The organism is Shewanella sp. 10N.286.52.C2 (genome assembly GCF_002874545.1).
Taxonomy (GTDB): domain Bacteria; phylum Pseudomonadota; class Gammaproteobacteria; order Enterobacterales; family Shewanellaceae; genus Shewanella.
On the sequence record NZ_MCTV01000063.1, the window covers coordinates 3,926 to 22,251 of the forward strand.

Genomic DNA, 18,326 nt, shown 5'->3' on the forward strand with positions numbered 1-18,326 from the left:
AGTTGTTGTGCGAGTAAATCTGAATCCGTTAAGGCTGAGGCAGCGAGTTGTTGCTCGAGCAAGTCTGAATCCGTTAAGGCTGAGGCAGCGAGTTGTTGTGCGAGTAAATCTGAATCCGTTAAGGCTGAGGTGTCGAGTTGTTGTGCGAGCAAGTCTGAATCCGTTAAGGCTGAGGCTACAAGTTGCTGTTCAAGCAAGTCAGAGGCCGCTAAAGAAGAGAAAAGTGGATGTTGTTCAAGTGAGACAACGTCTGCTGCCAGTGAAGAAAGCTGCTGTGCATCAACCCAAGACATGGCGACCGAGCTTAAACAAGAAACTATTCTGTCTCGTATCTTCACTGGACTTAAGTATGCCGCAACCGATTTAGTGCGAGATACGACGTTGTGGTTATTAGTCGGATTATTCTTTGCTGCGTTAGTACAAACCTATGTGCCGACTGACTTTTTAGCAAAATGGGGTGATGGCATTCTCGCTATGCTAGTCATGGTGTTAATTTCAGTGCCTATGTATATCTGCGCCACAGCATCAACACCGATAGCGGCAGGCTTGTTGTTAGCAGGGGTATCACCGGGGGCAGTTCTGGTATTCATGATGGCAGGGCCTGCGACTAATATCGCCACATTAGGTGTGGTAGCGAAAGAGTTAGGTAAACGCGCCTTGTTTGGTTACCTGGGCGGGGTATTAGGTGTGGCTTTGGTTGCAGGGATATTGGTTAACTATCTTGTGGCTGAGTTTGGCTTTGTAGTGATGCCGCAAATTGGTGAACACCATGAATTACTCCCTCACTGGTTAGTGCTAAGTTCTGGCATTGTGTTAGCGGTACTAATGGCAAAAGTCGTTTGGGATAAACTGCCTAAAATGAACATAAAACGAGATTGCTGTTCATAAGCTTTGATTGTCCCTTATAAACCACAAAGGCCCTTGAAGGGCCTTTTTAATGTGAGTTATTGCCATTTATAGAGGGCTTGGCCGTAAGAACATCTTAAAGCGCTATTTATATCGGTTTAATGGTCAAATCTAGTCGATATATAAGAAGAAAATAATTAATAATTTAACATTTTTAGCACTCATAAAATTACGAGCTAGATACATTTTGATGCAAACGTTATTAAAAACAGGTATTTAATTGTTTGTTAAATAAGCTGGTTATTATATAAGGAAGTGTTTAATAAGATCTGGATCAAATAATTATCATAAAGAGTTATTTTAATATTTTTTACGGCATTGCGTGTGACGGTTATCACCCTTCGACTTTGTAGAAAAGATTATATTCAAGGTCGGTTTATACCTAATAAGTAGTAATAAGCTACTAGGAGTGATGATGAAACATTTAACGAAACGCAAATTAGCATTCGTTATCGCAGCAGCAATGGGGATTGCGGGTTGTGGTAGTGATGGCAAAGACGGTCAAGATGGCGCGCCAGGTGAACCTGGTGAACCAAGTAACCCACCAGTAGTAGAAACATCAGAAGTCACCAATGTTGAGATGATCAACCATATGATTGAGGATGGACAAGTTACTTTTGAATTCCAAGTCACTAATGAAGATGATCTAGCTATTATTGGTTTAGAAAAAGCCAGTGCTGAGCTTGCAGCGATGACTGAAAACGGCATTGCACGTAGTCGCGATGATTTTGAAGGTACTATCGTTGGTGGTAGTGCAAGCGAATCAACTGAAGGCGCTAGTTTAACCTTGTTAGAAAACGGTAACTATGAGTTTATCGCGCCAATGCCAAATGTTGAAGCGGGCACTGAAGGTATTGTACGTCTAGCGGTTGGTGGAAGTGATGCAATTGCTAAGTCTCGTTATATCGTTGTAAGCAAGCCTGAAAACACTCACACGACAACGACTGAAACTTGTCAGTCTTGTCATGTCGATTTTGCTACTTCACCTGTCTATCATGGACACCCTGCTAACTATACAGCTATTGATTTAGAAGGTAATTCAGACCTTCTAGGTGCATGTATGGTCTGTCACAACAATGTACCACGTGATGACGGTGGTTATGCTCGTAACACGATGCAAAAAATTGGTCATATCAATCATGTGACTCGAACTAAAGATGGCGAAGAAGTATTAGGTTTTGAAAAAGACTTCGCTGTAACTAATTGTTATACCTGCCATGCAGAGCCTGTGATGAACACAAGTCTTGCTGGTAACGGTTGTAGCGATTGTCACTCGACTGATATGTCAGAGTCAGCGGCTTTATTATCAGCTAATAGTGATTTTGATGCCCGTGAATTCCATGTTAAATCAGAAAAAATTGGAATCGATGAGCGTCAAACCATTCGTGAAGGCTACTTCACTACGTTATCGGTGCCTTACTATGAAGAAGTTGATTTCACCATTTACGATCGCTACGGTGAAATTGTAAGTGAAGAGACTGAAGGTTTCTGTACTGATTTAGAGTTGTTTACTACCGGTGAAACACCAGTTAAGCAAATTATAAAAGATTTGTATGATGACGGAACATTAGTTTATACCAGTGCGTACTTGCATGGATATTATAATGAGTCTTTGGTTGGTCGTCCTGCAAGCAGTTATGGGAAAGTTGATCGTGAAGACGGTACTCGCAGTCTTTGTTTCGCGGTTATTGACTCAGATGCTGGAGCCAATAACTTAATGGCCAGCTCTCGTCTAACTTTTGCTGATGGCACGTGGTCTGATGATGATGGTAAAAATGGTGTGTCTTTCACTTCATACTCAACCAATGTTACTTGGAGCGGTACTGAACTAGGTACAGAAGAGTTTGACTACGATCGTCGTCATGCAGTAACTGCTGACAGCTGTACTACTTGTCATAACAACGACACTAACTTCCATAAAAATGGTAGTTACGCTGAAGGTGGTTTAGATTGTGTTGCTTGTCATAACAATGGACAAGATCGCAGCTCAGGTAATTCTGCCCCAGGCTTTGGCCCAATGGTTCATAGTAAGCATTGGGGCGTTGGTAGTAATGCTGGTGAAGATGATGCGAATGCTGCAGCAAGAAGCTTAAACGCTGAAAACTGTGTATCTTGTCACGCTGAAGGTATCTCACTAGCTGAAATTCCTAACCAGTATATGCTGTCAAAAGCGTTTAACGAAGGTACTGCTGGCGTAATGACAAGCCCGATTATGGCTAACTGTTTTGCTTGTCATAATGATGCAGCTGCTCAAAACCATATGGAACAAAATGGCGGTGAGCTAAATACACCGACTACAGCTGATTGGTTTACTGAAGGCACGGCTGAATCTTGTGCAACGTGTCATGATACTGGTAAATCATTCGGTATCGAGAAGTTCCATAAATTCGAACGTTAATGATTCATTATCGACATAAATGCCCTGCAAGGTTATGTTGATAACAATGATTTAATCGTGAGAGATTAAAAACAAAAGAGCCACTATGACTAGTGGCTCTTTTTTTACGTTTGTGTTGCAAAATTAATGCAATTTAGCGCAACAAATAAGTCATTTTAAAGACGCTTTTAATATTATTGACTAAAAATAATATTCAACTTTTCTGCTAAGCGAATGCCTGCTTGCTGCATTCTTAGCTCCACAGTTGGGGTGTGGTCGAAAATATATTGGAAGCGCAAATCAGGTTGATCATCACGATTTTTTTCTAACTCATACGCGGCATCACGCAAGGCTTTGGATTCATCCGCCCACACATAATAGTTTTGGCCTTGCCAGTCGCTGATATCTTTTGCTGAAATACGACTGATAAATTTAGTGTATTCGGTATAGCTTAATTTTTGATGCTCAATCAGCTTGCTATCCCACACTGAATGCAAATTAGTGTCGTCGCCAAACCACTTCAATTTAACTGAATTACCGCCGCGATCATGGCTGTGACCTACGTGTAATGGCTGATGAATATCGCCGACAAAATGCACATAAAAGGCTAAAGCTTGCCATTTTTCTTGTTCAGAAGTCGTGGCATTTTTTAGCACTTGTTCATACTTTTCAAGACGTTCAATAATATCGCCTTTCGGGTTTCGGGTGACTGTGTCCCAGGTTTTGCCATCGTCAATTGACACATAATGCCAAGGCGATGAGTGATACCAATTTTTGTCTGAACGGATCTCATCTGCCCAAGTCGACATCTGGGCCAGTGATTCACCTTTTGTCAGTTGATTAATCTTTTCTTGAGCGGTTTTGGATAAATTATTTTGGGCAATTTCACCAATAATACGGTGACCTAATTGGCCAAATGCCTGTGCTGGCTGACTAGTAAAAACGGATACAGCCAGTGTGGCACTGATTAACAATACAGCAGGTTTCATTATTATTATTCCATTGGCATTTAAGTAGCTTGGACCTAGTAAACCACTTAAATGAGGTTAGACAGCGAATGATGAACGTCACTTTTTAGATTGATTTTTTGTGACTAAAGAGCCTACTTTGCGGTTGTTGTGCGTGCTTTGTTGTGGATGTTGCGCGAAGTTGACGGTCGCAGTTTAAGTTTTGTTGGTAAATAGTTCAAGAATGACATGATTTTGAAACAAATTGGTTATAAACTAGCGCCTGAAGTTTTTACTCTACAAGCTTCTTTATAAAGCTAGATTAACTAGTACATAAATAAATATAAAAATATTTCAGGGGTCTGAAAATGTTAAACAATAAAATCAGTCGCTTAGCGCTAGCGACATGCTTTGCTATGGGCGTTGCTCTACCAGCTATGGCAGCAGATACAGCATCAAACATCCGCGGTCAGATTGTTGGCCCACAAGGTAATGCAGTAACAGATGCAACAATTACCATCATCCATGAACCTACAGGTACAGTGACAGAAGTAACTGTTGGTGCTGATGGTAACTTCACTGCACGTGGTCTTCGTGTTGGTGGTCCTTACCTAATCAAAGTAGATTCAGAAAAATTTGCTGATGATGTCGAACAAAATTTATATTTAAACGTCGGTGAAACATTACGTTTCAACCGTACTTTACAATCTGCTGCAGATATTGAACGTATCGGTGTTGTCGGTAATGCGAGTTATTACCGTAGTGCGGGTGGTAACAGTGAATTTGGCGCGAAAGACATTGCTAATTCTCCAGGTATTAACCGTGATTTAAAAGACGTATTGCGCCAAAATCCTATGGCTGTTGTCGGTACTGATGGCGTTTCAATGAGCGTTGCGGGTATTAACCCACGTTTTAACACTTTTGTTGTTGATGGCGTATCGCAAAATGATGATTTTGGTCTTAACTCAAACGGTTACCCAACTCAGCGCTCTCCAATCTCAATTGATGCGGTTGAAAGCGTTGCATTAAATACCTCACCTTTTACAGCAAGAACTGGTGGTTTCTCTGGTGCGCAAGTCAATGCGGTAACCAAGTCAGGTACTAATGAATTAGATGGTACTGTTTTTTGGGAAACCACTAACGACAGCATGGCTGGCGATGGTAAAGACCAAGAAACTGGCGACAAGTTAAAGCAAGACTTTGAAGAAACAACCTTTGGTGGCACTGTTGGCTTCCCGCTAATTAAAGATACATTATTCTTCTTTGGTTCTTACGAAAACTATGATGCACCTCAGGCTGCAGAATGGGGACCAGCAGGCGCAGGCTTTGCTAATGACTCCAATGTAACTAGCGATGATTTAGATCGTATTAATGCGATTGCCAGTGATGTTTATGGTTTAGGTAATATTGGTAGTTATGATGCTTCTCCTGAAGAAAATGACGAAAAAATATTAGCTAAAATTGACTGGAACATTAATGATGACCATCGTGCATCGTTTACTTACCAAAATACTGTAGGTAACAGAACTAGCAAAGTTTCGGACGATGAAAGCTCGCTTAATTTATCCAGTTATTGGTATAACAAAGAAGAAAAGTTAGAGTCGTACGCTGGTACAGTTTACAGCTACTGGTCTGATGATTTTACCACTGAAATTAAAGTGGCTTATAAAGATACCACTTCTAACTCTAACCCTGTAACTAGCACTGGCATTGGTCAAGTAAATGTTCGTACTGACGCTGGCGATGTTAACTTTGGTACAGAGCGTTCACGTCAAGCAAATGAATTAAACAACCAGAATCTAGAATTACGTTTTGTTGGTGATTATTATTTAGATGAGCACAACATTGGTTTTGGTTTCCAGTTTAACAATGTGGAAGTCTTTAACCTGTTCGCTCAAGATACTATGGGTTCATGGGATTTTGATTCAATTGATGATTTTGAAAATGGCATTGTTGACCGTTTCCGTTACCAAAATGCTCAATCAGGAAATTCAAATGACGTCGCTGCTAGTTTCAATATGGAAACATTAGCGTTATTTGTTGAAGATACTTGGGAAATTAATGAAGATCTAGAAATGACTTATGGTGTGCGTTACGAAACCATGAGCATGTCAGACTCTCCAGCACTGAACGAAAACTTTGTTGAGCGTTACGGTTTTGCCAACAATGAAACCATGGATGGCAAAGACATCTGGTTACCACGTCTTGGCTTAACATATGTATTATCTGACGATGTGACATTACGTGGTGGTGTAGGCCGCTTCAGTGGTGGTTACCCAACAGTTTGGATGTCAAACAGCTTCTCAAATGATGGTAACAGCTTATTAAGCTACAACGATGGTTGGGATACTTCTTGGGGCACGCCTGATTTTGCTAATGTGCCAAACGGCGCACAAGATGGCTTAGTGGGCGGCGATGGTAACACTAACTCATTAGACCCTAACTTTGAGCTTCCTTCAGATTGGCGTGCAAGCATTGGTTTTGACAGCACTTGGGACTTCGGTGCCCTAGGTCAAGATTGGTTCTTTGGTGGTGAATTCTTATATATTCAAAAAGAAAATGATGTTGCTTGGGTTGATCTAGCACGTCGTGAACTGAAAACGGATGATACTGGCCGTGTTATTTATGAAACATGGGATCCATTAGCGAATAACGGTGCCGGTGGCAACACTGAACGTTACGACTTAATGTTAACCAATGCTGAAGAAGACGGTAAGAGTCAGACATTAAGCTTCACCTTAGCTAAAAACTGGGACATGGGTTTAAATATGCGTCTTGGTTATGCATTTAACTCAGTTGATGAAGGTAACCAAGGTTCATCTTCAACGGCAACTTCAAACTACCAGTACACCATGGTTGGCGCAGATCGTAACGGCACAACAATGGGCCCAGGTTATTATGAAACGCCACATCGTTTCACTATGAGCTTAGGTTATGATGTTGAATTTGTTGCAGGCTATAACTCAAGCTTTAACATGTTCTATGAAGCACGTGAAGGCCGCCCAATGACTTGGGTACTAGGTTCGCACAATGACCGTGGTTTCGGTGACCAAGGTGCATTTGCTTACTCTGATTCTTACTTACCTTATATTCCTACTGGCGCAGATGATGCGAACGTAGAATACTCAGGTGGTTTAACTTATGAAGAGTTTAAAGCGGCAGTTGATGAAATTGGCTTAGGTAAATATGCTGGTGGTATTGCTGGTAAAGCATCTGATAATCAACCTTGGGTACATCAGCTAGATTTCCGTTTCACGCAAGAATTACCTGGTTTCACAGAGAAACATAAAGGTATTTTATACTTTGACGTGAAAAACGTACTTAACCTAGTAAATGATGATTGGGGCGTAGTTGAATACCAATCATTCGGTAGCAAAATCTTAGTAGACCATAGCTATGATGCTGACACAGGTGTTTACACTTACTCAGTACCTTACGGTCAAGATGGTATCGAAACCGCTAACAACAATACTTATGATATTAATAAGTCTGCTTGGCAGTTAAAAGTTGGTGTTAAATACAAGTTCTAAATTGAGCTAATTTAACCTAAAAATACCGAGCTTATGCTCGGTATTTTTTTGTCTGAAATTCACTGGTTAATCAGCCTATTTAATCATGCTAGACTGCTCTAATAGCTATTAATTTTATGGTAATAATACATGTCGTTAAAAGAGTTAATGCATTGGAAACTACTGAGCTTTAATGAACTTAGCCTTGATCAGTTATACGAGTTATTAAAACTCAGAGTCGATGTGTTTGTGGTAGAGCAAAACTGCCCTTATCCCGAGCTTGATGATAAAGACCGATTACCGCAAACCAAGCATTTGTTAGGGATTAATGAGCAAGGTGAAATCATTGCGTATACGCGAATTTTAGCGGCAGGTGTCAGTTATGATGAAGCCAGTATTGGCCGAGTGATTGTGGCAGAAAAGGGCCGTGGCCATGGTATTGCACATGACTTAATGATGCGCTCAATTAATGTTGTTAAAACTCAGTGGCCGCAAACCAGCATCCAAATAGGCGCGCAACAACATCTCAGCGATTTTTATCAGCAGCAGGGCTTTATCTTAAATTCAGAAATGTATCTTGAAGACGGCATACCGCATATCGATATGCTACTTAATTTACAAAATAACTAGTCATTTAAGACTGCTATAGGAACAGTTTATTTAGTTTGTATTAGCGTATTTATATTATCAGTATTAAGGAAAAATAATGTCAGATTTTATCATCAATAATACCCGTATCGTATGCGTTGCTCAGTTTGTTGCTAAAGAAGGTAAACGTGATTTACTGGTTGAAGCTCTTGCTAAGCTGATCCCAGCGACTCGCCGAGAATTAGGCTGTATTCGCTACGAGTTAAATATCAGTTTAGATGATGATAGCAAAGTGGCCTTTGTGGAAAAATTTGCCGACAGAGCAGTATTTGATAAACATAATGCGACTGATTACATTCAAAATTATTTCCACAATGTTATGCCTGAGCTTGTTGAGTCACATAAGGTTGAAGTGTTCAATGAAGTGATTGCTTAAGCATTAAACTGATTAGCAAAATGAAAAAAAGAGTGCGAGTGCACTCTTTAAATTATATCGATTATACGATGATAGCTTTGTTAATCGCTAAGTTTAATGGGGCTTAGGTAATTCCCTTAAGGTTAAATTAGGGTGTAAATTTAACTCACCTTCATGGTCAATAATGGCGATGTCATCTTGCTGAGAAATTACAGCCAGAGGGCCTTCTGGCATGCTTCTCACAAAAAGCAATCTGTAACCAAAGCGGTTTAAATCGTATAGGGCAACTTTTTGATCTGCAGTCAGCAACTCCCAATGCTCTTCATGAGAACGAGGGGTTTCACGTCTTTCACTGAGCTGATATGCGACTTGATTCATAAATCAATTGGCCTGAATAATTATTTTTATTAATCGACTATAAACAAGCAAAATGATCAATTCAAACGTTTTATTGCAAAAAATAGAATGAAAAACAATCTTAACGAGTATTTTTAATACAAAAACTGTCATTGATAGGGATTTAGAGGTTATTTAGATGATTCACTATATTGAACCGGTTTATCGACCACCATCAGAGTGGAAGTCGCTGATATTGCAGGTGACCAATGGTTGTAGCTGGAACCAATGTTCCTTTTGCGATATGTATACCCAAGAGCAAAAAAAATTTCGCGCCCACAAAGTCGATGCTATTGAGCAAGATATTCTCAGCGCTGCCGCTTCAGGGGTACCAATCTCTAGAGTATTTCTAGCTGATGGTGATGCAATGACGTTGCCGTTTAAGCGCTTAAAAGAAATCTGCCAGCTGATTAATAAACATTTACCCAGTGTCACTCGCATTAGTAGTTATTGCTTACCGCGTAATTTAACTAACAAAACCGTTGAACAGTTGGCGGAGCTTAAAGCCTTAGGCTTGTCTTTACTTTATATCGGCTGTGAAAGTGGTGACGATGAAGTGTTAACCCGTATCCAAAAAGGCGAAACCTTTGAATCCTCTTTAGCTGCTTTAAGCAAAATAAAGCAAGCCGGGATCAAGTCATCAGTGATGATTTTAATGGGGCTAGGGGGCAAGGCGCTTTCTATTCAGCACGCTAAGGCATCTGCAGAGTTGATGAATCAAGCTCAGCCTGAGTATTTATCTACCTTGGTGGTGACATTGCCATTGGGGACCGAGAGAATGGATCAGGCATTTGATGGTGATTTTGTGTTGCCCGATCAACTGGGGCTGTTGACCGAAATGCAAACTTTGTTATCGGGCCTTGCACTGGAGAAAACTATTTTTCGTTCTGATCATGCCTCAAACTATTTAGTGCTGAAAGGCGTTTTAGGCAAAGATAAGCCGCAATTACTGGCTCAAGTAGAACAAGCGATTAAAGGCAGTATTCCGTTACGCCAAGAATGGCAGCGGGGCTTGTAATTAACAGTGCCAATTGTGGTATCACAATTGGCACAGAGCTTATCGAGTATGTTTTTAAGGCTTATTGCTATTGACTCTATTCTTCGGCTACCGCCGTCATTAAGGCATTTTTGAAATCATTGACCCAGTGACGATAAACCGTTTTAACATCACCCCAATTGAATACTTGGGTGTTTTGACGCCATTGATCAAAGCCCACACCGCGATCAGCCGCTTTGGCTAACACTTCACCGCTTTGTCCATCTTTAAGTACCGCCAATAACACCATTGAGCCTGAGTTTTGGGTATAAGTTTTTCCCATGGAATTATAGCTTCTGCGGGATTTTTCAATTGGCGCGCTTAAGCGGATATCGGTTACAGCGGTTTCAATCACTAAGGTGTTAGGACCTTTTTCTGTGACTAACTCAAAGGGCTGCTCACTATTGAACACATCGCTAACGGTTTTACTAAATTGCAGCGCCATTTTATCAAGGGACTCTTGGGGTAAGTCGTAGGTGGCATTAGGCCCTTCAGTTTGTTTATTAATTCGAGGCGCTCGATAACCTTCAGGATGATCATTGGTGACTTGGGTCGGTTCAAAGTACAGTTTGGTATATTGGCGCCAATTTACATCGGGTCTTGCGTACGATAAGGCCAGTCTGGAGTTATCGACTTTAACTAAACCTTCTTTGGTTATTTCAGCGTCCGGTCCTTGTTGCAGGCTGGCAGGCCCCGATGCACAGCCCATGAGAGTGAATGCTATCAAGCAAATTAAGGGGCTAGCAGTTAAATAAGTCTTGCGCATATAATCAATCCATTAATGTATATTGTGCTAATAAATATGGCAGCTATCACTGCAGAGTCAATAATAGATTTAGCGCTCAGAGTCAGTGTTTGAATTATGGCTTTTGGTTAAACAAGACTAAAAATAGAAGGTTTATGAGCATGAGTTCAAACATGGATATTCGAGTCGATGATTTGTCTGGCGTTGAGGTGGCGGCACTATTAAATGAACACTTGCAGGACATGTACGCCACGTCGCCAGCAGAAAGTGTCCATGCGCTAGATTTAACCAAACTGCGCCAAGATGATATTACCTTTTGGACTGTGTGGGAAAATCAGCAGCTACTTGGCTGCGGCGCAATTAAACAATTAACTGCCAGCCACGGTGAAATAAAGTCGATGCGGGTTGCTAATGCACATCGCGGTAAAGGTGTTGCTAAGCACTTACTGCAACATATGCTAGCGTTTGCTAAATGTCAGGGTTATGAGAAGTTAAGCCTAGAAACCGGCTCAATGGATTTTTTTAAACCCGCAAGGCAATTGTATCAAAGCTTTGGTTTTGACATTGGCGATAAGTTTGCTGATTATGATAATGACCCTAGCAGCCTATTTATGCATAAAACCTTAACGGCCTGAGTGGCATTGAGCTGACGAAGAGGCAGGTTATGCCTCATCTTGAAAAATGTCTTCAATGGTTAAGCCAAATAGCCGCGCTGCTTTAAATGCCAATGGCAAACTTGGATCAAACTTTCCTTTCTCAATAGCATTAATAGTCTGTCTGGAAACGCTCAGTAACTCTGCCAGTTGTGCTTGGGTTAAGTCCCGTTCTGCGCGAAGTACTTTTAATCTGTTTTTCATCGGTACTTCCTATTGCCTAAAATTATCCCCACCATGTAGGTCAAACTCATGATGATGACTAAGTGAGATATCTCTGCATGAGCATTAATCAGCCCTGTGGTGTCGAGCGTTGAATAACTGATGCCCACAATTAATCCGACGCCTAAACTCAGCCCCATGGCGTTAAGCTGAATTTTTTGTTGTAGTTCATCAAGGGAAGCTAGGTGTTTTTTATTAGCGAAAATCATCCCGATACCGACCAAAAAATTAAATCCAATCGCAGCGGCGGTAATGATGTCATGTTGCGACCAAATAAACATTGGACCAAAAGTCGATATCGCGAGTGTGATGACCCATGCAGCGGTCCATTTGGCTAAACGATTGCTGTTGACGTTATTGCACTTTTTCCAATCATTTTCTGTTGAGTTAGGTGTATTCATAAATCATTCCTTTCAAGTTAGCTTGTCTTTAAGTAAAGTAAACTTGACCTAACTATGTGACTAAAAATTACTCATGTCAAGTTTTGATGACATTTAGTAAGCAAATGGTGACTTTTACTGATGACTATAACGGTGACAATATAAAGCTGAATTCAGCCAGTTATTATATAAACTGGCTGAGAAGACTTAGATATTTTACGTTGAAATAACGATTGTTTACTTAGCTTTTAGCATTCGCCTGAAGACATATTTTACGGGCTAAGCTACTGCTGCAAATGTATTTCTCTTACAGGACATGGAATGGTTATATCAGCTGATTTAAGCGCTTTGATTATGGCTAAATTCGCTTGGTACTTGTCTTCAAAATAGCTATTGGTTGGCACCCAATAACGCACACCGATTTCCATCCCGATACTGTTGAAATCATTAATGCCCACTTGTGGAGTGCGCGTTTGGCTGACGCCTCCATGGCTCATGACAGCATCTGAAATCAATTTAATCACTTGCTGGGGATCGGTTTGATAATCAATATTAAATTGAGTGTCGACTAGCTTATATTCATGAGAGTTATGCAGTATTTCACCGACAATATGTTTATTAGGGATACTGATTAACTCGCCTTCTTCATTGGTTAATATGGTTAAGCCGAGCTGAATTTGTTTTACCACTCCAGCCACACCTTTAATTTCAATGGTGTTACCAATAACAAAAGGTCGGGTAACAATAATGGTGACCCCAGCAGCATAGTTGGCCAGCATCCCCTGAAGTGCTAAACCTGCACCTAATGATGCGGCACCAATTGCGGCCACCATTGGGGTGACGCTAATACCGAGTTTCCCTAGCGAAATGATCGCCACCATCGCAATGATGCAAATCCTCACCAGATTGGAGACAAAATTGCCCAAGGTGACATCAATATCGTGCTTTTCGAATTGACTAACAACGAAGTTCGATACTTTATTCGCTATCCAGATACCGATAAGTAAGATGATGACAGCGCCAACAATTTGAAAGCTGTATTGCACAATAAATTCAGTAAGAAGGTCGTAGACATTCTGTATTTGCTGCAGTTCTTGATCTAAGCTTGTTTCATTCATGATGATGTTCTTATTTTTGACGAATTAACAGAGAAATAATGCGTGATATTCCAATGGTAATAAAGTCATTTTTGCAATTAATTAACACTTATTGCTGTCGCTACTTTATTGTTGAAGCCTCTGTTATTGCGAATAATTAAGTCTGTATTAATCCGTGAGGTGCATCATGATTCTAATCCAATGTAATAAAGTCGAATCACAGATTCGAGTATAGTGAGTTGGCTATTTTTAATTTAAGACCTTATTAGCAAAAATGCCCAAACAATTTGTCATTTCAAATAAGGGCTTATCACTTAATTCAGGAAAATAACATGAAAGCGCTTTTATTTGCAGTTAGTGTACTTTTTATGGCTTCAGCACAAGCGAATGTGTTTGTCGTGAATGATAAAATTGAGCCAATTACCTTAGAAGATCAATTTGAACAACCGCTAGTGGTTAATGAACAAACTCAAGTGGTTTTGTTTAGTCGCGGCATGAAAGGTGGCGAGTTCATTCAAGCGGCATTAGAAGCTACAACGACTGAGCAGCAACCTGCAAACTTGGTGTATATTGCTGATATCAGCGGTATGCCATCATTGATTGCTCGCTTTGTGGCTATCCCCCAAATGAAGGATTTACCGTTTGCTATGGGACTCGATCGTGAAGGCGATGCAACTGCAAACTGGCCTACTGAAGAAGATATGGCCACTATGGTGACCCTAGATAAGCTAACCGTTGTTAGCATCGAGAACTTTGATTCAAACGAAACCTTAATCAAAGCACTTAGCGCCGCAAAATAACTGCTCTCGCTAAACAGATGGTTTACATGAGCCAACAAAAAGGACGCTTCAAGCGTCCTTTTTTGATCGCCAATATTGGCGATTAATACGCAATAGCCATTACTGCTTTTGCAGCATGGTAAAAATTTCTTCTTTTAAATGCAGCTTCTTTGATTTTAGTATTTTCAGCTCTGGGGTGCTATCGCTACTGTAATGCTGCTCATGATGTTTTATCTGCTCATCTAGCTGATTATGTTCATCAAAAATCTTTGAGAAATGGGCATTTGAGGTTTTAAGTTTACTGATTAGCTCACGGTACTCTGGAAACATCGACTTACTCCTTTTATCTAATGTTAACTACAAATTAGCGCTACTTGGCTGCAGGTAATGTGACCGGGATCAATAATTAATTGATTGCCCCAAAAACTTTTTAATCAACTAAAATTGGCTATTTAGCCTTTGCTGATTTATGGTGCTGTAAATTAGTGATGTTAGTTACATTTGTAATTTTTAATCATCACTCGAATGTTTAATAACAGAATTTATGTGACCCAGTTAACCTTCATAGCGTGGCTTGTGGGTTACAGTCGTCACAATTAGAATGATATCTTCAAATATGAAAGGGGTTTTCAATATGGCCGACGTATTTCACCTAGGATTAACCAAGCAAATGCTTGATGGCGCAACCTTAGCGATTGTTCCAGGGGATCCTGAGCGCGTTAAGCGCATCGCCGAATTAATGGAAAATGCGACTTTTTTAGCAAGTCACCGTGAATACACCAGCTATCTTGCTTATATTGATGGTAAAGCGGTTGTCGTATGTTCAACTGGTATTGGCGGACCATCAACATCTATCGCAGTAGAAGAGTTAGCACAACTAGGTGTGACGACTTTCTTACGCGTTGGTACCACTGGCGCGATTCAACCACATGTAAATGTCGGTGATGTTATTGTCACGCAAGCTTCAGTGCGCTTAGATGGCGCCAGTTTACACTTTGCCCCACTTGAGTTTCCAGCGGCTGCTAACTTTGACTGTACTACCGCTATGGTGGCAGCATGTCGTGACGCAGGCAAAGAGCCTCATGTGGGTATCACTGCATCATCTGATACATTCTACCCAGGCCAAGAACGTTACGATACGGTCTCAGGACGTGTAACCAGCCGCTTTGTGGGCTCAATGCAAGAGTGGCAAGCTATGGGCGTACTGAATTACGAAATGGAGTCAGCAACGCTATTTACTATGTGTGCAACACAAGGCTGGCGCGCAGCGTGTGTTGCTGGGGTTATCGTTAATCGTACCCAGCAAGAAATTCCTGATGAAGCCATGATGAAGAAAACCGAAGGCAGCGCGGTTGCAATTGTGGTTGCAGCTGCGAAAAAACTATTAGCTTAATATATTTAACTAATTGAATATAAAGGTGCTTAGGCACCTTTTTTATTACCTTCTTTTTATTGATTTATCCGATTTTTATACAGTTACTGCTAAGCTTTAGCAATGAAATATGATTGCAATATCATCAATATCCTGTATTGTTGACATAATATGTCGTGATATTGACGACCAATATATGGGTTAAAGAGTGCCCATATCCTGTGCTTGAGGTAGCACCACTATTACCACTGTGTAGTAGTTATCAATTTAAAGTTATCAGCTCTATAAAACCTTATCCAAGTTCGGGTTTTATAGCTTAAAGGAACATATGATAACGTTTTTACAGGGGGGTATATGGAATTTTCTAATCCAACCAGTATCTGGTTAATCGTCGGTATAGGGCTGATGTTGTCGGAAATTATTGTTCCCGGTGGCATCGTCATTTTATTAGGTGCAGCCTGTGTCATTGTGGCCGCAGCCTTATTTACCGGTATCGTCGATGGCACCGCGCAAAGCTTCACTTTATGGTTTATCACCTCAATGGTTCTATTGCTTAGTTTTCGCCATATCACCCAAAAAATGATTGGTGGTGACAAGCATGTGGATAATACCGATGAGGAAATGGATTTATATAATCAAGTTGTCACAGTTAAAGCTGATATTGGCCCGGGTGAAAAAACCGGTCGGGTGTTGTTTTCTGGTACTGAGTGGTCAGCACTAGGGGATGGCACTGAAATAAAAGCAGGCACTAAAGTGCGAATTATTTGCCGAGATAATATTGCCTTAGTGGTTGAGCCATATGCAGAAACTGAGTTAATGGGCGAAAGCTTCACTGATAAACAAGATTAGTCACAAAATAGCAGAATTAGGTTTTATTGATTTGGTCACCACACAGAGTGCCAACTGAGTAAAGGAATTAAGTCATGTATAGGGGGCTACGCTACCTGAACATGTTTTGCAAAAGGAAGGGGACATATGTTTGAACTAACCATAGCCATTTTATTTATATTTTTTATCTTATATAAATTGATGTTGATTGTACCGATGCGAGAGGTCAATGTGATTGAGCGCTTAGGTAAATTTAGAACCGTATTACAACCAGGGTTTCACTTTTTAGTGCCATTTGTTGATCGGGTAGCTTATCGCCACGATACTCGTGAAGAAGTACTAGATGTACCACCACAAAGTTGTATTTCAAAAGATAACACCCAGCTGGAAGTTGATGGTTTGGTCTACCTTAAAGTGATGGATGGCAAGTTAGCCAGTTACGGTATCGAAAATTACCGTAAAGCTGCGGTTAACCTCGCGCAAACCACCATGCGTTCAGAAATTGGTAAATTGACCCTATCGCAAACCTTTTCAGAGCGTGACAGTTTGAACGAGTCTATTGTTCGTGAAATTGACAAAGCGTCAGATCCTTGGGGCATTAAAGTGCTTCGCTATGAGATTAAAAATATCTCCCCATCAATACACGTGATCCACACCCTTGAAAAACAGATGGAAGCTGAGCGTAGAAAACGGGCTGAAATCACTTTAGCCAATGCTGAAAAAGACGCCATGATTAATATCTCTCAAGGTGAGCGCCAAGAGGCCATTAACCTCTCAGAAGGGCAAAAACGAAAACGCATTAATGAAGCGATTGGCTCTGGCCAAGAAATTACCATTATTGCCAAAGCGAAAGCTGAAGGCATGGATATGATTTGCACCGCACTGGCTAACCAAGGTGGTAACGATGCGATGAATATGATGCTGAAAGAGCAGTTTATTAGCCAAGTGGGTGACATTTTAACTGAAACACAAGTCTCAGTGGTGCCTGCTGAAATGGCCAAGTTAGAAGGCTTCTTTGAAGGGATGGAGCAAGTGACCCATGCCGTAACTAACAGCCCAGTAAAAGGAGCACGTTAATGTTGAATGGAATTGATACCGATTTAATTGTTATGGGTATTTGGGGGGTGATTTTTGTTATTTTTGTGCTGAAATTATTCCAATCTATCCGCTTAGTACCCACTAAGTCAGCTTACATTGTTGAGCGACTAGGTAAATATCACAGCACCTTAGATGCCGGTTTTCATGCTTTAGTGCCTTTTGTTGATAAAGTGGCCTATATCCATGACCTAAAAGAAGAAACTATCGATGTGCCACCGCAAGAGTGTTTTTCTAGCGATGAAGTTAACGTTGAAGTAGACGGCGTCATTTATATCTCGATTACCGATCCCGTTAAAGCCAGTTACGGCATAACGGATTATCGTTATGCCGCGATCCAATTAGCGCAAACCACCACACGTTCAGTCATTGGTACCTTAGATTTAGACCGCACGTTTGAAGAGCGCGACATTATCTCGGCCAAGGTCGTACAAGTGCTGGACGAAGCTGGCGCGATTTGGGGGATTCGAGTGCATCGTTATGAAATTAAAAACATTACCCCACCAGAAACCGTTAAAAATGCCATGGAAATGCAGGTTAATGCTGAGCGTGAGCGCCGTGCATTATTAGCCCAAAGTGAAGGTGACAAGCAGAGTAAAATTAACCGCTCAGAAGGTGTGATGGCTGAAACCATTAACCGCTCAGAGGGTGAAATGCAGCGCCGTATCAATGAGGCTGAAGGTAAAGGCGAAGAGATTTTAACGCTTGCTAAAGCCACTGCAGAATCCATTGAGCGCTTGGCGGTAGTGATCTCTAAACCCGGCGGTCAGAGTGCCTTAAGACTGCAGTTAGGTGAACAATACCTCAAACAGCTTGATGGCTTAAAAGATAAAGATAACCGTGTGGTGTTACCCGGCAATATGATTAATTTTGATTATTGGATGGATAGCATGGGTCTGGAAGATAATAAGAAAGCCAAATAATTGTTAGTGGTAAAATTTAATTAAAAGAGGCTAAGTTTTTATATATAGTAACTTAAAG

At 40.9% G+C, this 18,326-nt stretch carries 19 protein-coding genes; 12 read left to right on the plus strand and 7 right to left on the minus strand.

Annotation, left to right across the window (positions count from 1 at the left end):
* Nucleotides 1-888: permease (locus BCU94_RS17660; RefSeq protein ID WP_198590909.1), on the plus strand; the 888-nt coding region annotated here is incomplete at its 5' end.
* A gap of 433 nt (nucleotides 889-1,321) precedes the next feature.
* Nucleotides 1,322-3,304, plus strand: a complete 1,983-nt coding sequence (locus tag BCU94_RS17665; protein WP_102477126.1) for a hypothetical protein — start codon at nucleotides 1,322-1,324, stop codon at nucleotides 3,302-3,304.
* Nucleotides 3,305-3,477: 173 nt separating this feature from the next.
* Here BCU94_RS17665 and BCU94_RS17670 read toward each other — a convergent pair whose 3' ends face one another.
* On the minus strand, nucleotides 3,478-4,272 hold the full coding sequence (locus BCU94_RS17670; protein WP_102477127.1) for a S1/P1 nuclease: 795 nt from the start codon (nucleotides 4,270-4,272) through the stop codon (nucleotides 3,478-3,480).
* A gap of 326 nt (nucleotides 4,273-4,598) precedes the next feature.
* On the opposite strand from BCU94_RS17670, the gene BCU94_RS17675 reads away from it, so the two are divergent.
* The 3 genes from BCU94_RS17675 to BCU94_RS17685 all read left to right on the plus strand — a co-directional run bounded on the left by BCU94_RS17675 (nucleotide 4,599) and on the right by BCU94_RS17685 (nucleotide 8,763).
* Entirely contained in the window at nucleotides 4,599-7,760 is a 3,162-nt protein-coding gene (locus tag BCU94_RS17675) for a TonB-dependent receptor (protein ID WP_102477128.1), read from the plus strand.
* Between the two features lie 129 nt (nucleotides 7,761-7,889).
* Nucleotides 7,890-8,369: a GNAT family N-acetyltransferase gene (locus tag BCU94_RS17680; protein WP_241905025.1), complete on the plus strand. Its 480-nt coding sequence runs from the start codon at nucleotides 7,890-7,892 to the stop codon at nucleotides 8,367-8,369.
* A 76-nt stretch (nucleotides 8,370-8,445) separates the two neighbouring features.
* Complete coding sequence (locus BCU94_RS17685; protein WP_102436932.1) at nucleotides 8,446-8,763, plus strand: putative quinol monooxygenase; 318 nt, start codon at nucleotides 8,446-8,448, stop codon at nucleotides 8,761-8,763.
* Between the two features lie 93 nt (nucleotides 8,764-8,856).
* On the opposite strand, the gene BCU94_RS17690 is transcribed toward BCU94_RS17685, so the two are convergent.
* Entirely contained in the window at nucleotides 8,857-9,120 is a 264-nt protein-coding gene (locus BCU94_RS17690; protein WP_102477129.1) for a hypothetical protein, read from the minus strand.
* Between the two features lie 157 nt (nucleotides 9,121-9,277).
* Here BCU94_RS17690 and BCU94_RS17695 point away from each other — a divergent pair, with 157 nt between their 5' ends.
* On the plus strand, nucleotides 9,278-10,156 hold the full coding sequence (locus BCU94_RS17695) for a radical SAM protein (protein WP_102477130.1): 879 nt from the start codon (nucleotides 9,278-9,280) through the stop codon (nucleotides 10,154-10,156).
* A gap of 76 nt (nucleotides 10,157-10,232) precedes the next feature.
* On the opposite strand, the gene BCU94_RS17700 is transcribed toward BCU94_RS17695, so the two are convergent.
* Entirely contained in the window at nucleotides 10,233-10,940 is a 708-nt protein-coding gene (locus BCU94_RS17700; RefSeq protein ID WP_102436927.1) for a DUF3313 family protein, read from the minus strand.
* Between the two features lie 140 nt (nucleotides 10,941-11,080).
* On the opposite strand from BCU94_RS17700, the gene BCU94_RS17705 reads away from it, so the two are divergent.
* Nucleotides 11,081-11,554 carry a GNAT family N-acetyltransferase gene (locus BCU94_RS17705; RefSeq protein WP_241901083.1) on the plus strand — a complete coding sequence of 158 codons (474 nt, stop codon included), beginning with the start codon at nucleotides 11,081-11,083 and terminating at the stop codon, nucleotides 11,552-11,554.
* A 27-nt stretch (nucleotides 11,555-11,581) separates the two neighbouring features.
* On the opposite strand, the gene BCU94_RS17710 is transcribed toward BCU94_RS17705, so the two are convergent.
* From BCU94_RS17710 to BCU94_RS17720, 3 genes are all read right to left on the minus strand, one after another.
* Nucleotides 11,582-11,776 carry a helix-turn-helix transcriptional regulator gene (locus tag BCU94_RS17710; RefSeq protein WP_102436925.1) on the minus strand — a complete coding sequence of 65 codons (195 nt, stop codon included), beginning with the start codon at nucleotides 11,774-11,776 and terminating at the stop codon, nucleotides 11,582-11,584.
* The gene (locus BCU94_RS17715) at nucleotides 11,773-12,195 is read right to left on the minus strand and encodes a hypothetical protein (protein WP_102436923.1); all 423 of its coding nucleotides are present in this window, start codon (nucleotides 12,193-12,195) and stop codon (nucleotides 11,773-11,775) included. The genes BCU94_RS17710 and BCU94_RS17715 overlap by 4 nt, the downstream gene beginning before the upstream one ends.
* A gap of 263 nt (nucleotides 12,196-12,458) precedes the next feature.
* On the minus strand, nucleotides 12,459-13,292 hold the full coding sequence (locus BCU94_RS17720) for a mechanosensitive ion channel domain-containing protein (protein ID WP_102436921.1): 834 nt from the start codon (nucleotides 13,290-13,292) through the stop codon (nucleotides 12,459-12,461).
* A gap of 311 nt (nucleotides 13,293-13,603) precedes the next feature.
* On the opposite strand from BCU94_RS17720, the gene BCU94_RS17725 reads away from it, so the two are divergent.
* A complete protein-coding gene (locus tag BCU94_RS17725; protein WP_102477131.1) occupies nucleotides 13,604-14,071 on the plus strand; it encodes a hypothetical protein in 468 nt (155 codons plus the stop codon).
* A gap of 99 nt (nucleotides 14,072-14,170) precedes the next feature.
* On the opposite strand, the gene BCU94_RS17730 is transcribed toward BCU94_RS17725, so the two are convergent.
* The gene (locus BCU94_RS17730) at nucleotides 14,171-14,380 is read right to left on the minus strand and encodes a YdcH family protein (protein WP_076539247.1); all 210 of its coding nucleotides are present in this window, start codon (nucleotides 14,378-14,380) and stop codon (nucleotides 14,171-14,173) included.
* Between the two features lie 304 nt (nucleotides 14,381-14,684).
* Between BCU94_RS17730 and udp the strand changes: the two genes are divergently transcribed.
* The 4 genes from udp to BCU94_RS17750 all read left to right on the plus strand — a co-directional run bounded on the left by udp (nucleotide 14,685) and on the right by BCU94_RS17750 (nucleotide 18,268).
* Nucleotides 14,685-15,443, plus strand: coding sequence for a uridine phosphorylase (gene udp / locus BCU94_RS17735; protein ID WP_102436917.1), 759 nt, complete (start codon nucleotides 14,685-14,687; stop codon nucleotides 15,441-15,443).
* Between the two features lie 333 nt (nucleotides 15,444-15,776).
* Nucleotides 15,777-16,271: an NfeD family protein gene (locus tag BCU94_RS17740; protein ID WP_102436916.1), complete on the plus strand. Its 495-nt coding sequence runs from the start codon at nucleotides 15,777-15,779 to the stop codon at nucleotides 16,269-16,271.
* Nucleotides 16,272-16,397: 126 nt separating this feature from the next.
* Nucleotides 16,398-17,327 (plus strand): slipin family protein, encoded by a 930-nt coding sequence (locus BCU94_RS17745; protein ID WP_102436914.1) that lies wholly within the window; start codon nucleotides 16,398-16,400, stop codon nucleotides 17,325-17,327.
* Complete coding sequence (locus tag BCU94_RS17750) at nucleotides 17,327-18,268, plus strand: stomatin-like protein (protein WP_102436912.1); 942 nt, start codon at nucleotides 17,327-17,329, stop codon at nucleotides 18,266-18,268. Before BCU94_RS17745 ends, BCU94_RS17750 begins: the two co-directional genes overlap by 1 nt.
* Nucleotides 18,269-18,326: the final 58 nt, after the last annotated feature.